Annotated in this window: 11 protein-coding genes and 5 pseudogenes; 3 read left to right on the top strand and 13 right to left on the bottom strand. The window is 66.6% G+C overall.

The window, feature by feature from the left end; genetic code table 11:
• Positions 1-14 precede the first annotated feature (14 nt).
• From E5P3_RS32285 to E5P3_RS32305, 5 genes are all read right to left on the bottom strand, one after another.
• The gene (locus tag E5P3_RS32285) at positions 15-950 is read right to left on the bottom strand and encodes a LysR family transcriptional regulator (RefSeq protein WP_162590140.1); all 936 of its coding nucleotides are present in this window, start codon (positions 948-950) and stop codon (positions 15-17) included.
• A 64-nt stretch (positions 951-1014) separates the two neighbouring features.
• Positions 1015-2430: an amidase gene (locus E5P3_RS32290; RefSeq protein WP_162590141.1), complete on the bottom strand. Its 1416-nt coding sequence runs from the start codon at positions 2428-2430 to the stop codon at positions 1015-1017.
• Positions 2420-2689 (bottom strand): hypothetical protein, encoded by a 270-nt coding sequence (locus tag E5P3_RS32295; RefSeq protein ID WP_162590142.1) that lies wholly within the window; start codon positions 2687-2689, stop codon positions 2420-2422. Before E5P3_RS32295 ends, E5P3_RS32290 begins: the two co-directional genes overlap by 11 nt.
• Complete coding sequence (locus E5P3_RS32300) at positions 2667-3644, bottom strand: Bug family tripartite tricarboxylate transporter substrate binding protein (RefSeq protein ID WP_162590143.1); 978 nt, start codon at positions 3642-3644, stop codon at positions 2667-2669. Before E5P3_RS32300 ends, E5P3_RS32295 begins: the two co-directional genes overlap by 23 nt.
• Before the next feature lie 75 nt (positions 3645-3719).
• On the bottom strand, positions 3720-4922 hold the full coding sequence (locus E5P3_RS32305) for a pyridoxal phosphate-dependent aminotransferase (protein WP_162590144.1): 1203 nt from the start codon (positions 4920-4922) through the stop codon (positions 3720-3722).
• Positions 4923-5089: 167 nt separating this feature from the next.
• Here E5P3_RS32305 and E5P3_RS32310 point away from each other — a divergent pair, with 167 nt between their 5' ends.
• Positions 5090-6076 (top strand): LysR family transcriptional regulator, encoded by a 987-nt coding sequence (locus tag E5P3_RS32310; protein WP_232073570.1) that lies wholly within the window; start codon positions 5090-5092, stop codon positions 6074-6076.
• A gap of 21 nt (positions 6077-6097) precedes the next feature.
• On the opposite strand, the gene E5P3_RS32315 is transcribed toward E5P3_RS32310, so the two are convergent.
• Both E5P3_RS32315 and E5P3_RS32320 read right to left on the bottom strand, forming a co-directional pair.
• The gene (locus E5P3_RS32315) at positions 6098-7729 is read right to left on the bottom strand and encodes a hydantoinase B/oxoprolinase family protein (RefSeq protein ID WP_162590145.1); all 1632 of its coding nucleotides are present in this window, start codon (positions 7727-7729) and stop codon (positions 6098-6100) included.
• A 4-nt stretch (positions 7730-7733) separates the two neighbouring features.
• Positions 7734-9836 carry a hydantoinase/oxoprolinase family protein gene (locus tag E5P3_RS32320; protein ID WP_232073572.1) on the bottom strand — a complete coding sequence of 701 codons (2103 nt, stop codon included), beginning with the start codon at positions 9834-9836 and terminating at the stop codon, positions 7734-7736.
• Between the two features lie 211 nt (positions 9837-10047).
• Between E5P3_RS32320 and E5P3_RS32325 the strand changes: the two genes are divergently transcribed.
• Together E5P3_RS32325 and E5P3_RS32330 are read left to right on the top strand one after the other, a co-directional pair.
• Positions 10048-10941 (top strand): polysaccharide deacetylase family protein, encoded by an 894-nt coding sequence (locus E5P3_RS32325; protein ID WP_162590147.1) that lies wholly within the window; start codon positions 10048-10050, stop codon positions 10939-10941.
• Positions 10938-12266: an amidase gene (locus E5P3_RS32330; protein ID WP_162590148.1), complete on the top strand. Its 1329-nt coding sequence runs from the start codon at positions 10938-10940 to the stop codon at positions 12264-12266. The genes E5P3_RS32325 and E5P3_RS32330 overlap by 4 nt, the downstream gene beginning before the upstream one ends.
• Here the strand turns inward: E5P3_RS32330 and E5P3_RS32335 are convergent.
• The 6 genes and pseudogenes from E5P3_RS32335 to E5P3_RS32355 form a co-directional block, all read right to left on the bottom strand.
• Positions 12263-12397: pseudogene (locus E5P3_RS32335) on the bottom strand (IS30 family transposase); the annotation flags it as partial. The gene E5P3_RS32330 and the pseudogene E5P3_RS32335 overlap by 4 nt on opposite strands.
• Positions 12390-12545: pseudogene (locus tag E5P3_RS35975) on the bottom strand (IS630 family transposase); the annotation flags it as partial. The pseudogenes E5P3_RS32335 and E5P3_RS35975, both read right to left, overlap by 8 nt.
• A 345-nt stretch (positions 12546-12890) precedes the next feature.
• Positions 12891-13073, bottom strand: a pseudogene (locus tag E5P3_RS32340) (ATP-binding protein); the annotation flags it as partial.
• Between the two features lie 136 nt (positions 13074-13209).
• A complete protein-coding gene (locus E5P3_RS32345; protein ID WP_162590149.1) occupies positions 13210-13533 on the bottom strand; it encodes a hypothetical protein in 324 nt (107 codons plus the stop codon).
• Positions 13534-13741: 208 nt separating this feature from the next.
• Positions 13742-15189, bottom strand: a pseudogene (locus E5P3_RS32350) (IS1182 family transposase).
• 363 nt (positions 15190-15552) lie between these two features.
• Positions 15553-15858, bottom strand: a pseudogene (locus E5P3_RS32355) (PAS domain S-box protein); the annotation flags it as partial.
• Positions 15859-15984: the final 126 nt, after the last annotated feature.

A 15984-nucleotide genomic window follows, 5' to 3' on the forward strand; every position in this document is an offset into this window, starting at 1 on the left:
CCGAGATGGCAGAGCTAGTCCAGCAGCGTCGCGCCCGGCCAGCGGCCGGCCTTCACCAGCGTGCGCGCGGTGTCTATCAACACGATGCGCACCGCCAGCGCGGCGGGCGCCAATTCGCCCTCAGGCAGGCTGGCGACCGCGTTTTGCCGTCGCGCGGCCTTGTCGGCCAGCGGCGCGATGTGGAAACTTTGGATCGCATCGGCATAGCGCCCCAGCGCGGCACCGGGCTGCACGGTGCCGCCGAGCCCGGCCTCGACGGAGGCCATCAGGATCGACAGGGAATCGATCTCGGCGATCAGGTTGGGCACCACGCGCGCGCGCTGGCAGGCGGCATCGATGGTGCGACGCAGGCCGTGTGGCGCCGTCGGGAGGATCAATGGCTCGCGCGCCAGTTCGGCCATCTCGATGACGCCGACGGCTTGCGACGCCGCCTCCCCGCCACGGCGCGCACGGATGAAGAGCAGTTGCTCCTCGAGCAGTGGCGTCACGCTCCAGCGCGGCGCTTCCTGCGCGTTGAAAGCCAACGCCAAATCGATCTTGCGGGCATTGAGCATCGTGGCCAGGTGCCCCGACATGCCCTCGACCAGGTGCAGCCGCACGTCGGGATAGCGCTCGCGCATCGCCTGCATGAACGGCATGCCGAGCACGGATGCAGTGGTCGGGGCCATGCCCACACTGACCGCACCCATGAGCCGCGCATGCTTGGCGACCAGCACCGCCTGGTCGGAATGGCGCAGCGTGAGCTGGGCCTCCGCAAAGAAGGCCAGGCCGGCCTCGGTCGGCGTCGTGCCCCTGCCCGTGCGCTGCAGCAGCCGCGTGCTGAGCTCCGACTCGAGCCGGCTGATCTGCTGGCTCAGGGCCGACTGGACGACATCGAGGTCGATCGCCGCGCGGCCCATGCTGCCGAGCTCGACGATGCGGACGAAATAGCGCAGTTGCCGAAGTTCCATCGCGGGCTTTCGGAAAGAGGGACATCGCCGGATGGCCCCGGCGCCTGGGAATGACCGATTCAGGTCAGCCGCGGTCCAGCCGCAGCGACGCGGTGGGACGCGCCTTGACCGGCTGCGCATCCTCGAGCGTGCGACCGATGCGCAGCAGCAGCGGATCGTCGAACAGCCGCCCCACGAGCTGCACCGACAGTGGCAGCCCCTCGGGCGACAGGCCGATTGGCAGCACCAGCGCTGGATTGCCCGTGAGGTTGAACGGCGTGGCCTGGATCGGCGAGTTCGGGTTGGCCTTCGCCTCGTCGAAACGCAGCGCCGGGCCCAGCGTGCAGGCGGTGACCAATGCATCGAAGCGACCGAGGACCTGGCGATTCAGGATCGCGGCGAGCTGGCGACGCACCCGTTGCGCCTGAACCAGGTCGCTCGCCGGAATGAACGCGCCCAACAGCAGCCGCAGCCGGCAGATGCGGCCATAGAGATCGCCGTGCGCGCGCAGGTCGCGCTCGTGGATCGCGTAGGCCTCGGCGTACTGCAGCGTTCGGGCCGCGGCATTGAAGAGTTCGTAGTCGGGCAGTTCCACGTCCTCGATCACCGCGCCCGCGCGCTCCAGCACCGCGAGCGCCCCGTCGATGGCCTCGACCGTCGCTGCATCGGCCGCGCCCTCGCGCTCGTAGTAATGGCGCACCACGCCGATGCGCAGGCCTTCGACGCCCTCGTTCAAGCGCTGCATGAACGGCGGCGCCGGCACCCCGCGGCTTGCGGGGTCGCGCGCATCGTGGCCCGCCACCACCGACATCACCGCGGCGCAGTCCTCGACGTCCCAGGTCAGCGGGCCGCAGTGATCCAGCGACCAGGCCAGCGGGAACACGCCGCTGCGCGGCACGAGCCCGTAGCTCGGCTTGAGCCCGACGGTGCCGCAGGCGGCCGCCGGATAGCGGATCGAACCCGCGGTGTCGCTCCCCATGCCGACGCGGCACAGGCCGGCAGCCACGGCCACGGCACTGCCGGACGAGGAACCGCCAGCGATGTGCTCGAGGTGCCAGGGGTTGCGCGCGGGCGGCGCGGGCAGGTCGAAGCTCGGCCCGCCGAGCGCGAATTCGTAGGTGGTCATCTTGCCGAGCAGCACCGCGCCGCCGGCGCGAAGACGCGCCTGGACCTCGGCATCGGTGCCCGGCACCCGGCCGGCCAGCAATCGCGACTGGCAAGTGGTGGCGATGCCCGCCGTGTCGTAGATGTCCTTGAGGCCATAGGGAATGCCCTGCAGCGGCCCGCGCTCGCGGCCGGCCCGCAAGTCACGGTCGGCTTCGTCGGCCTCCTCCAGCGCGCGCTCCGCGCAGAGCGTGACGAAGGCGTTCAGGTGCGGATCGAGCCTGGCGATCCGCTCCAGGCTGTGCCGCGTCAGCGCGGTCGAGGTCAGCGTGCCGCTGCGCAGCAGCGCACCGGCCCGGACGATCGGCAGCTCGTGGAAATGGGTTTCAGCCTGCATGATCGGGCCCCGCGAACTCGAGCGGATCGAACCGGTGCGAGGGCTCGTCGGACGCCGCCAGGCCGGCCTGCCGCATGCGCTCGCCCGCCTGCACGAAATAGCGCCAGTGGGTGAAGAGCTCGTCGCGCATGTCCGCCGGCACGTCGAGGCCGAGGTGCGCGATGCTGGCCTCGAACATCTCGCGCTGCGCGTCGGCCTCGCCTTCCGTGGTGGTGCGCACGCCCGAGGCCGCTGCTTCAGTCGACCGTGATGTTGGCATCGACGATCACCTTGCGCCACTTCTCGGTCTCGGAGGCCATGAGTTCGCTCAGCGCGCCGGGCGGCCCGCCCTTGAAATCGAAGCCGGCGTCGCTGAGCTTCGCCTGCACTTCCGGATCCTTGATCACCGCATCGAAGACCTCGTTGAGCCGGGTGACGATCTCCTTCGGCGTGCCTGCGGGTGCCAGGAAGCCGTACCAGCCCGACAGCTCGTAGCCCGGCACGCCGGATTCGGCAACCGTCGGCAGATTCGGATAGTTCGGCATGCGGGTCGCGGTGGTGATGGCGAGCGCGCGCAGCTTGCCGGCCTTCGCCAGCGGCATTGCCTCGGAGAGGACGGCAATCATGTAGGTGGTCTGTCCGCCGGTCAGGTCGGCCAGCGCGGGCGCACCGCCCTTGTACGGCACATGGTTCGACGCCACTCCCGCCATGCGCTTGTAGAGCTCGGCGCCAAGGTGCGCGGGGGTGCCGTTGCCCGCCGAGGCGTAGTTCGCTTCCCAGCCCCTGGTCTTCAGGTAGTCGTTCAGTTCCTTCATCGACTGCACCGGCAGGGCCGCGTTCACCACCACCACGCTCGGCACCTTGACCGCGAGGATGATCGGCACCAGATCGGTCTTCGGATCGTAGGACAGGCGCTTGTAGAGGCTCGGATTCACCGCGAGCGCGGTCGACGTGCCGAGGAACAGCGTGTGCCCGTCCGCGGGCACGCCCTTGCCCACGTAGGCCGCGGCAATGGCTTCGCTCGCGCCGGGGCGGTTCTCGACCACCACCGGCTGCCCCAGGCGCTCCGAGATCTTCTGCGCCGCCACGCGTGCCAGCGCATCGGTCGAGCCTCCGGGCGGATAGGGCACCACGATGCGCATCGGCTTCGACGGGAAATCGGCGGCATGGGCCGTCCCGGCCGCCGCGAACGCGAGGGCCAGGCCGGAGAGAAGAATCCTTGTCGCGCGCATCATGGTTGTTTTCCTTGTGGTTGAGAGTGTGAGGCCGTCTCGCCAGAGACGAACCAGGGTGAAACCGGATCGTTCGCTTCAGTCGAGGCGTTCGCAGGCACGCCGCAGCCGATGCAGTCCGTCTTCTAGCGTCTGCATCGAGCTCGCGAAGGAAAGCCGAAAGAACGGCGAGGCGCCATAGGCCGCGCCCTGCAACGCCACCAGGCCCTCGGCGTCGAGCAGGTGCATCACGAAGTCGTCGTCGCTGCGCAGCACGCGGCCATTGGCGGCCCGGCGTCCGAGCAGCGACGCGCAACTGGGGAACGCATAGAACGCGCCCTGCGGCACATGGCAATGCAGTCCGGGGATGGCATTCACGGCGGCCACCACCTTGTCGCGCCGCGCCTGGAGGATCGCGTTGCGCTGCGCGATGAGGTCCTGCGGCCCGTCGAGAGCCTCGACGGCGGCGGCCTGGCTGATCGACGAAGGGTTCGAGGTGCTCTGCGATTGCAGCTTCACCATCGCGGCGACCAGAGGGGCCGGCGCGCCCGCGAAGCCGATGCGCCAGCCGGTCATGGCATAGGCCTTGGAAACGCCGTTGAGTGTCAGCGTCCTGTGCCGCAACTCGGGTTCGACCTGCGCGAGCGTGAGGAACGGCACGCCGTCGTAGACCAGGTGCTCGTAGATATCGTCGCTCATCACCCAGACCTGGGGATGGCGCAGCAGCACGTCGGCCAGCGCCTTCAGCTCGGCGCGCGAGTAGATGGCGCCGCTCGGATTGTTCGGCGCATTGAGCACCAGCCACTTGGTGCGCGCCGTGATGGCGCGCTCCAGGTCTTCCGGGCGCAGCTTGAATCCGTTGTCGCTGCGGCATTCGACGAAGACGGGCCGCCCTTCGGCCAGCAGCACGATGTCGGGATAGGACACCCAGTACGGCGTCGGCACGATCACCTCGTCGCCCGCCTCGACCGTGCACATCAGCGCATTGAAGATGATCTGCTTCGCGCCAGTGCTCGCGATCAGTTCGCGCGCCTCGTAGTCAAGGCCGTTGTCGCGGCGGAACTTGGCCTGGATCGCCGCCTTGAGTTCGGGCGTTCCGCCCACGTCGGTGTACTTGGTCTTCGACATCGACATGGCACGCGCGGCAGCTTCGCAAACATGGGCGGGCGTGTCGAAGTCCGGCTCGCCGGCCGTCAGCCCCACGATGTCGCGCCCGGCGGCGCGCAGTTCGCGTGCGCGCTGCCCTGCCATGGAACTGGGAGACGGCTTGATGCGGTCGAGGCGTGCGGCGATCAGTGACATGCGTCGTGGGTCCGGATGAATGTGAGGAGGAAAGGGTCGACGAGTGCGCCTCCATGCGTGGCTCTCGACCTCGAATGCGGAAATTCTAGGAATCGCCTTTCATCGCCACAAATTGATTAAAGTTGTAGATTGATCATGTCCACCGATAAACCTGTTTCGCCGAAGACATGCCCATCCACAGAAACGTCTCGCTTCGACACCTGCGCGCCTTCGCCGAGCTGGCGGACACGGGTTCCTTCACGACGGCCTCGGCGCACCTGTTCGTGACGCAGTCGTCGTTGACGGCGACGATCCAACAGCTGGAGTCGGCGGTGGGATTGAAGCTGTTCGACCGGACCACGCGCCGCGTGGTCATGACCGAGGAGGCCAGCCGCTTCCAGTCGACGGCCCGGAAGATCCTGCGCGAGTTCGACACCGCGATCTCCGACCTGCAGGCCTACGGGCAAGGCAAGGTCGGCCACATCCGGATCGCGGCCGCGGCCTCGTTCATCTACCACTTCCTGATGGCGGCGATCACAGAGTTCCGCAAGACCTTTCCCGACATCACCGTGACCCTGATGGATGCGGGTGCCGAGCGCGTGGAGCAGTTGGTGGCCGACGGCGAGGTCGACTTCGCGATCGCGAGCCAGCACAAGCACAACGACGAGCTGGAGTACGTGCCGCTGCTGGCCGACCGCTATGGCGTGGTGTGCCACCCGGACTCCCCCTTGGCCGGCTCGACGAAGCCGATGCGCTGGAGCGAGCTTGCGTCGGAGGGATTCGTGGCATTCACGCCCGATACCGGCATCGGGTCGTTCCTGCGCCAGCAGGTGGGAGGACTGCCCGTGTTCAAGGGACGTCACGACGAGATCTCGAGCACCACCTCGCTGTTCGCCTACCTGCACGGCGGCAGCGGTTTCTCGATCGTGCCCGCGCTCGCGGCCACCTTCGCCGGTTTCGCCGACTTTCATTTCCGGCCGCTGGAGCGGCCGGTGCTGAGCCGCGAGATCTGCCTCATGACGCGACGGCTGCGATCGCTGACGCCCTCCTCGCACCGCCTGCTCGAGGTGCTGCTGGCAGCGATCGACCAGGGAACGTTGCCCAACGGCGTGACGAAGGCGGCGCCGAAGCGATCGACGGCGGCGCGCGCCCGGCGCCCCGCCGCCCCATCCTGAGGACCGCGGCGCCGCGCGGCTCTATGCGGCGGTGTAGCCGTGCAGGCGATCGCGCGCGAGCGCCTCGGCATCGCGCGAGGCGGCCGAACCCCAGCCACCGCCGCCGGGCGTGCGCAGCACCACCTCGTCGCCAGGCTGCAGCACGTGCGGCAGGCGCGTGTCGACCGGACTGCCGTTGATCAGCACCTCGCCGCGTGCGCCCGGCGCTCCACCGCCCAAGCCCGGCGCGGGCACGCCGATGCGCTCGGTCAGGAACACGATCGACAGCGGCCGCGCATGTCGGCTGACGAAGCAGACCTCCTGGCCCAGGCCACCGCGGAAGCGGCCCTGCCCGCCCGAATCCTCGCGCAGCGTCTTGCGGCGGAACTGCAGGGGGGCATCGCGTTCCGCCACCTCGATCGGCGTCGAGGAGATGTTGCTCGGCCAGGACATCACGGAGGCGCCGTCCTTGGTCGAGGTGGCGCCCATTCCGCCATTGAAGAACAGCACCGTGGCGAACGGCCTGCCATCGTCGCGCGTGCCGCTCAGGTTGGCGATCCACAGCGGAGAACCCACGCCGGCCATGACGCGCGAAGGCAGTACCTGCTGCAGCGCGCCGAAGACCACGCTCGGCACGTAGTGGCCGGTGCACGAGCGGCCGCCCACGGGCGCCGGCGACCTCGGATTAAGGATCGACCCCTCCGGTGCGCGCGTGCGCACCGGCCGGAACAGTCCGTCGTTGTTGGGCAGCTCGGGCAGCAGCAGACACTTCACGGCATAGGCGACCATCGCGCTGGTGTAGGCCAGCACGCAATTCACGGCCTTGGGCTGCTGTGCCGAGCTTCCCGCGAAGTCGCATTCGATCTCGCCGCCACGGATGCGCACGGCGACCGCGAAGCGGAAGCGTTCACCGAAACCATCGGTGGCCATCTCGTAGCGGTGCTCGCCTTCGGGCAGTTGCGCGATCGCATCGCGCATCGCGGCCTCGCTGCGGTCGAACAACGCGGCGGCCAGCGCGTCGATCCCCTCGAGCGCGTACTCCCCGAGGATCTCGTCGATGCGCCGGCCGATCAGTTCGACCGCGCCCACCTGCGACCAGATGTCGCCGACGGTCTGCTCGGGCGTGCGCACGTTGGTTCGGATGAGCGCGAGCAGGGACTCGTCCGGCCGCCCTTCGTCAAGGAGCCGCATCATCGGGATGTGCAGCCCCTCCTCGAACAGCTCGCGCGCGTCGACCGAACGGATCTTGCCGCCAATGTCGGGCACATGGCCGGCCGTGGCCGCGAAGCCGACGAGCGCCGCCCCGTGGAAGAGCGGCTTGACCAGGCAGACGTCGTTGAGGTGACCGGTGCCGATCCAGGGGTTGTTGGTGATGTAGATGTCGCCGGGGCGCATGGCGGCGGCGCCGAAGTGCGCGAGCGCGGCTTTCACGGTGCGCGGCAGGGTGCCGATGAACGAAGGGATGCTGCCGCTGTTCTCGGCCAGCGCTCGCCCCTCGGAGTCGGTGACCACGACCGCGAAGTCGTTCGCTTCGGAAGACAAGGTCGAGAACGAGGTGCGCACGATGAGCTTGGCCGCCTCGTTCGCGACCGAGCGCACGCGCGTCCAGAAGATCTCCAGGAAGACCGGATCGGTGGCGAGGGTCGCGGCCGAGAATGGGGATGCTGCGTTCATGGTTTCATTCCTCCTGGATGGTGATCACGAGATTGCCGCTGTCCAGCAGCACCACTGCACCCTTCGGCCCGACCACCAGCGACGAACTCGGGTCCTCGATCACCATCGGCCCGCGGGCCTCGAAACCCGCCGGCAGCAGGGCACGCTCGTAGATCGGCGTGCCCACATACCCGCCGGCCTCTCGGAAATAAACCGGGCGCTCCCCCTTGGGTCGGGCCGGCCCGCGCACTTCGACCGCCGCGGGCTCGAAGCGACGGGTCGGCGGTGCCTCGGCGGTGACGCGCAGGTTCACGAGCTCGATGGGCACGTCGGGCGGCGTGCGTCCGAACTTCTCTCGGTAGGCGCCTTCGAACACCTCGATCAGCGCGGCCCTCACCCGCTGCGCGCCGGCAGCATCTGCGGGGTCGTACGGCCCGGGCGGTAGCGGTACCGAGAGATTGAAACCTTGTCCCACGTAGCGTCCGTCGGCGTGCCGCGTCACCGATGCCGGTCCGAAGGCGGGCGCCAGGCCGTCCACCGCGGATCGGGCCTGCGATTCCAGTGCCTGGAACGCCGCCTCGAAAGCCTGCAACGGATCGGTCGCGGGCCGGATGCTGACCGTGCGCGAGCGGTCGGCGCGCGCCGGTGCGACCAGCAAGCCATAGGCCGATGCCACCCCTGCCGCCGGGGGGCACAGGATGGTCCTGACGCCGATCTTTTGGGCCACGTAGTAGGAATGCACCGGCCCGCCGCCACCGGTGCACAGCAGCACGAAGTCGCGTGGATCGCGCCCGCGCTCGGCCACATGCACGCGTGCGGCGCCGGCCATGTTCTCGGCCACGATGTCGTGCACGCCCCATGCCGCGGCGGTCGCGTCGCGCTCGAGCTGTTGTCCGAGGCGCTGCAGCGCCGCACCGGCAAGGCGCGCGTCGATGGCAACCGTGCCACCCGCGAAATAGTCCGGGTTCAGGTAGCCCAGCACCAGGTTGGCATCGGTGACGGTCGGGCTCTCGCCGCCGCGGACGTAGCAGGCGGGCCCGGGCTCCGATCCCGCGCTGTGCGGCCCCACCTTGAGCAACCCCATCGCGTCGTGGTGGGCGATGCTGCCGCCGCCCGCCCCGATCTCGATCAGGTCGACGGTGGTGATGCGGACCGGCAGCCCGCTGCCTTCAGCGAAGCGTTTCTGCCGCGCCGCCTCGAAGCCGAAGGAAATGGCCGGGCGACCGTTCTCGACCAGGCACAGCTTGGCGGTGGTCCCTCCCATGTCGAAGGCGAGCAGATCGGACTGCTCGTCGCGCAAGCTGTAGTGCGCCGCGGAGATCGCCCCGGCCGCCGGGCCGGACTCGAGCAGTTCGATGGGACTGCGCCGGGCTTCGTCGATGTGGGACAGGCCGCCGCTGGACAGCATCATCAGGACGCCGCTGCGCAATCCCATGCCCTCGAGGCGGCGCACCAGGTCGTCGAGATAGCCGCTGGCCAGAGGTCGCACATAGGCATTCGCCACCGTGGTCGACATCCGCTCGAACTCGCGGATCACCGGTGCCACATCGCAAGACAGCGTGAGCTCGAGCGCCGGGAACTCCCGTGCCAGCAACTGCGCCACCTGGCGTTCGTGGGCATCGTTGGCGTAGGCATGCAGCAGGCACACCGCCAGCGATCGCACGCCCTGCCCGACCAACCCCTCGACCGCCCGCCTCACCTGTGCGAGATCCGGCGCCTCGAGTTCGACGCCGTCCGCGCCCAGCCGCCCGCCGACCTCGGCGCGCAGATGGCGCGGAACCAGCGGCGCCGCGGACTCGATGCGCAGGTCGTAGAGGTCGTACTTGCGTTCGTTGCCGATCTCCACCACGTCCCCGAAGCCCCGCGTGACCAGCAGGCCCGTGCAGGCACCACGCCGCTCGATCAGCGCGTTGGTGAAAAGCGTGGTGGCGTGCACGACCCGCTCGACCTGGCGCGGATCGATGTCGAGGCGCTCGATGAGTTGGCTCGCTCCGTCGACCACGGCCGCCGCCGGCTCATCGTGCGTGGTCAGTACCTTGAGGCTGTGCAGCCTGCCAGTCGAATAGTCGAGTGCAACGACGTCGGTGAAGGTCCCGCCGATGTCGATGCCGATGGCCCAATGCGTCAATGCCGATCTCCGAAGTTCTTGAAGTCCGGCGGATGTTAGGAATGCGAACTCATCTTTTCCAATGGAAAATGAAGATCGATTATTCGTTTTCATCGATAAACGAATCGGCAGCGCCGCCATCACGAGACGAGATGAGGTCATGTGCCGGACCGCCTGGGCATGCGCGCGCGCCCTGCCTAGAGTGGCGGCGAATCCCATCGCCACACTCCCCATGCTGAAAACCCACGATCGCTACGACTACGACGCCCTGCCGCAACGCCCCGACTACAGCTGGCCCGGCGGCCGGCGACTCGCGGTCCACCTGAGTCTCAACGTCGAGCATTTCGCGTTCGGCGAAGGGCTGGGCAACGACTACGCGGCACCGCACCCGCAGCCGAACCACCGCAGCTTCGCCTGGCGCGACTACGGCAATCGCGTCGGCATCTGGCGGCTGCTCGAACTCGCGCAGGACTTCGACCTGCCCTATGCGTTGCTGGTCAATACCGAGCTCTACGACTACTGTCCGGAGATGATCGAGGCCTTCAGCGAGCGCGGCGACGAGATCGTCGCGCACGGCAGGACCAATGCCGAGCGCCAGGGTGACATGGACGAGCAGCAGGAGAAGGCGTGCATCGAGGAGGCCGCCGCGGCGATCGCGCGCCACGAAGGCGTGGCGCCGGCGGGTTGGCTGGCCCCCTACATCTCGCAGACCCATCGCTCACTCGAACTGCTCAAGGCCGCGGGCTTTCGCTACATGATGGACTGGCCGCTCGACGATCAGCCGGTCTGGATGCGCACCGCGAACGGGCCGATCCTGTCGATCCCCTACTCCCACGACCTCAACGACTCGCTGGAGTGCGTGGTCCGTCGCACGCCGTCGCAATCGTTCTGCGACAACCTGATCGACCAGTTCGACGAGATGCTCGCCGAGTCCGAGCGGCGCCCGCTGGTGATGCCGATCGTGCTGCACAGCTTCATCCTCGGCCAGCCCTACCGGCTGCGTCAGTTCCGCCGCGTGGTGCAGCACATCCTCGCGCACCGCGACCGCATCTGGTTGACACGCCCGGGCGAGATCTGCACGCACATCGAAAGCCTGCCGGCGGGCATCGTTCCGGGCAGCCGATGAACGCGGCCGCGCTGGGCGCCGCCGAGGCCGCCGCGATGATAGCCAGGGGCGAACTCAGCTCGGAAGCGCTGGTGCGCGCCTGCGCGGCGCGCATTGCACAGAGGGAACCTGCCGTGCGGGCCTGGGCCGCGCTCGATCTGGACGCCGCGCTGGCGCAGGCACGCGCCTGCGACCGCTGGACCGGGCAGCGCGGCCCCTTGCACGGCGTGCCGATCGGTGTGAAGGACGTGATCGACACCGCCGACCTGCCCACCGCCTACGGCTCGCCGATCTACGCCGGCCACCGCCCTCCATGGGACGCGGCCTGCGTGGCGCTCGCGCGCAACGCGGGCGCGATCGTCGTCGGCAAGACGGCCACCGCGGAATTCGCGAGCATCTCTCCCTGCGAAACCCGCAACCCGCTGGCGCTCGACCACACACCGGGAGGCTCCTCGAGCGGCTCGGCGGCCGCCGTCGCCGACTTCATGGTCCCGCTGGCGATCGGCACGCAGACCGGCGGCTCGACCATCCGGCCCGCGGCCTTCTGCGGCGTGGTCGGCTACAAGCCGAGCTTCAACCGGATCAACCGTGCGGGACTCAAGTTCTCGGCGGAGAGCCTCGACACCATCGGGCTGTTCGGTCGCAGCGTGGAAGACGTGGCATTGCTGGCCAGCGCCTTGAGCGGCCACCCCCCACTGCGTGCCGCCCGCGCGGAGCGCCCGCCGGTCATCGGCCTGGTTCGGACGTCGCGCTGGACCGCGGCCGATGCGGCGGCGCGCGATGCGCTCGAGCACGCAGCCGGCCGCCTTGCCGATGCGGGCGCATCGCTGAGCGAAGTCGAGCTGTCGCCGGCCTTCGACGCGCTGCATGACGCACACGCGACGATCCTACGCTACGAGGCGGCACGGGCCATGGCCTGGGAAGTTCACATGCATTCCGACCGGCTCAGCGAGGCTTTTGCGCTGCGCATGCGCGAAGGCCTTGCCATCCCGCAAGATCGCTATCTGCATGCGCAGGCGGTCGCTCGACAAGGACGCCAACGCATCGCAAGCAAATCGGCGGGCTGCGACGTGCTGCTGACGCTCAGCGCCCGGGGCGAAGCGCCGCTGGGCCTGGACGACACCGGCGACGCGACTTTCAACCGTGTATGGACGCTTCTCGGGCTGCCTTGCATACATTTACCCACGGAGACAGGCCCGGCAAAGCTGCCACTAGGGGTACAGATCGTTGGGCGAGAAGGAGAAGACCAGAAAACTCTCACACACGCGTTGTGGATTCAGTCTGTTGCGCCCGTCCTCCGAGCCAAAACGAGGTGGATTCAAAAAGTCGTCGCAACACCGATTTAAGCAGCAGATTTTAGGTACTCGTTGAGAGCCTCAGCCAGCGTTTTCCAACTAAGCGTCTTGCGTGGCCTGTTGTTCAACGTCCGGGCTACGGCTTGGATTTTTTGCTCACTCCACTGAGACAGGTCAGTGCCTCCAGTGTGGTGAGTTAGAAGTTCGCAGACAAAATCTCTCGACACTGGCGAGGATGTCTTCGGCGGTCTTCGACCAAACGAAGGACTTCGGCTTGGCATTGTTGATGTCCAGGTACTCGCGGATGGTCTGCTCGAGTTGTCGCGTGGAACCCGGCAACCACGGCATCGGACATGCTTTCGGGCACAGGAGGGCTTTCGAGTGCCGCAGAGATGCCGACGGGCTTGTTCATCGCTCGAGGTTACAACCGAGGAGGCTTCCGGCACGCCACGCCGAGATCTGCTCCACCGCAATCGACCCGCCTCCCTACTTCTCCTGCGGCCTGGTCTCAAGACAACGATCGTGAGCCTGGGCGGGTCGATTCAAGACAAAAAAAAGAGAACCTCAGTCCCCTTTTTGCACAACGGTCATTCATCCACCGCTGTTGAGTTCCATGCAATCCTGACCCGGCATTTCCATCCAATATCGACCCACCCTCTTTGCGAGCCTGGCGGCTCACGGTGGGGAGAAGTTCTTGGTTTTCTCCTTCTTTCTGGGTTGGTCTGCCTTAACGGGTTGAGCCGAGCTGTGCTTGAAGCGGAAGCTGTCGTTGCCGGTCTCCAGGATGTGGCAATGATGCGTGAGCCGGTCCAGCAGCGCCGTCGTCATCTTCGCATCGCCGAACACGCTGGCCCACTCGCACGGATACCGCGGAAGTTTTCGATTTTTAGATTGGCTACTCTCATATCGTGCTCAACGATTTGCAACTGGCGCACATAGCCGTCTCGCCCCTTCGCTTCCTCACGCCGCCCAACGTCTCACGGAAGCAGGCTTCTCAGCGGAAAGAGTACTGGGCATAGGGCGAAAGGTCCGGGAAGTCGAACGCGTCTTCGACACTTTCTCGCATGGCGCTCACTACCCGCAACGACATAGCCTTTGGTGCTTCTGGCACGAGCGCGAGCACTTCCGCCTTGCTGCGCCCTTGGGAACGAAGCGCACCTGCAACCAAGGTCGACTTCGCCTGGTCGAGACAGAGGGCGTTGGATGCCTTGACCATCTCGTCCGGGTCCGGCAGCAGCCACCGTTCAAGAGGTTGAGCGTATGACGTAGCCATGACGATGGCGCCGGCTAGAAAGGCGATGGACTTGATGGCTTTCAAGGCTGTGGCATCCAACTAGAAGGAGGAGTGGAAGGTCCGGTTCTGGCCGAGGTCGTGTGCAAACGGCTCTTGACTCGCGAGTATGCCGGCCATGCGGCGCTGTGGTCGTCATCGGCGCCACGGAGTCATCCAGTGGTCCCGTCGCACAGACAGCGGTTTGCCTCGGGGCAGAGTCGCTGCGCAAACTGCGAAGGGCACTTGAAGAGGCTCACGCCCCCACCAGCCTGACCGCCTTCATCGTTCTGGCAATACCCAGGATCGCGATCACCCGCTTCAGGTTGTATGCCAGCACGTGCAGACTCATCTCAGTGTTCACGTGCTCCAGCTTCTTCGTCAGGAAGTGCGTCCAGCCCATCCAGTGCTTGAGTGTTCCGAACACGTGCTCCACGGTGCACCTTCGCAGCGTCATCGCGACGGGCTTGCGATCGAGGCGTTGCTGGACACGCTCGAGGATCTCTTCATGCTCCCATCGGCGGATGCGGCGATAGTCGCCGGTCGTGCACTGCTTTTTCAATGGGCATGAGGGACAGGCACTGGTCCAGTAGAGGCGCGCTTGGAGGCCATTTCTCTCGATCGTGCTGAACCTGTAGATGGCCCGTTCGCCCGCAGGGCACTGATACTCGTCAGCCTTCGCGATGTAGATGAAGTCGCTCTTGTCGAAGCGTCCCTCGGCCTTGGCGCCCGAGGTCATCGGCTTGGGCACGTAGGTCGTGATACCAGCGTCCTCGCAGGCCTTGAGTTCCGTGCCGTTGAAGTAGCCGCGGTCGGCGAGGGCCTGCAGCTTGGTCTTGCCCATCGCCTCGCGCGCGGCCTTGGCCATGTTGCTGAGTTGTGCGCGGTCGTGGCCGGCGTTGATCACCTCGTGGGCCACGATCAGGTGGTGCCTGGCGTCGACCGCCGCCTGCACGTTGTAGCCCACCAGGCCCGAGCCCTTGGCTTGCGAGTTCATCGAACGCGCATCGGGATCGGTGAGCGAGCGTTGCCCATCGGGTTCCTTCTTCAACTCTTCCTTAGTGCGATCGAGCTGCTTCATCTGCTCGCGCAGCTTCTTGATCTTCTCCTGCATCGCTCGGTCTTGGCTTCGACCTCCGCCGGTTGCGTGCGGTCGGCCGTCTCCAGGGCGTCGAGGTATCGCTGGATGCTCTGCTCGATCTGCCGCTGACGCGCGTCGATCTTGCCCGCGGTGAAGTTGCGATCGCGGCTGTTGACCGCTTTGAACTTGCTGCCGTCGATGGCCACGATGGCATGAGAGAACAACTTGAGGTCGCGGCACAGACCGACGAAGCGGCGGCAAACGTTGCGAATACCGGTTCCGTTATCGTGGCGGAAGTCGGCGATGGTCTTGAAGTCCGGGGCGAGCCGGCCGGTGAGCCACATCAGCTCGACGTTGCGCTGCGCCTCGCGCTCCAGGCGCCGGCTCGATTGGATACGGTTCAGGTAGCCGTAGATGTAGAGCTTCAGCAGGACCGAGGGGTGGTACGAAGGTCGGCCGGTGGCTGCCGGATCGACGCCTTCAAAACCCAGTGCATGCAGATCCAGTTCCTCGACGAAGGCATCGACAACCCGCACCGGGTTGTCTTCGCCTATATAGTCGTCAAGGCACTCTGGCAGCAGAGTGACCTGCTGTCGATCCTCGCCTTCGATGAATCGCTTCATGTGGCTGCCCTTCAGTAGCGTTGCCACAATCTAGGCGAGCACCGTCACCTATTCAACCCGTTTTCACACAGGCTCGGCCGACTGTAGCCGGTCGCGGCCTTGTTCTTCTTGGCCGCCTACTCCGAAGCCGACCGTCGACGCCGTCAGGGGGCTGTTCTAGGCTGCGCGAGGGACCTCGATCGGCTGCATACCGCGCTGAGTGCGGAGAGCGCGCGGCGGCGTAGGTTTGAAGCCTAGTTTTCCGGGCGAACAGATTTAAGTGGTCTGCCCTCTCCTGCGCACGAGCGGACATAACGGAGAGACTCAGCGCGAACTCAGCACTGTGCGCCTCTGGGTGGCGTTTACAAGCGTGGCGAAAGACTTCGTCAACGGGTTGCGCAGTTCGTGACCCAACATGGCCAGGAAGGCCGAAATGCGCCGACCTTCATCCTCAAGCGCTGTGACCCGCCGCCGCTCGATCAGGTCGCGGGTCGCCTTGGCGAACCCGCGGTGCTTGCCTGTGTTATCGAAAAGCGCGCTGATCACGACGCTTGCCCAAAAGCGAGTCCCATCCTTGCGCAGGCGCCGACCTTCATCGTCGAAACGGCCTGTTTCCACAGCCGACTTCAGCTCCATGTCGGGGAATCCGGTGGCAACCACCTCCGGCGGATAGAACACGGAGAAGTGCTTGCAGACCGCTGGGTTTACACCTACAACAAAATCTCTTTCATTATCTCTTTTTTGATACTAGTATCGAAACACGAAACAGCTGATGGTCGGCATCGGGCAACCGATCACCCCATCAGCCCTTCAGAA

It is taken from the genome of Variovorax sp. RA8, from assembly GCF_901827175.1.
Taxonomy (GTDB): Bacteria; Pseudomonadota; Gammaproteobacteria; order Burkholderiales; family Burkholderiaceae_C; genus Variovorax.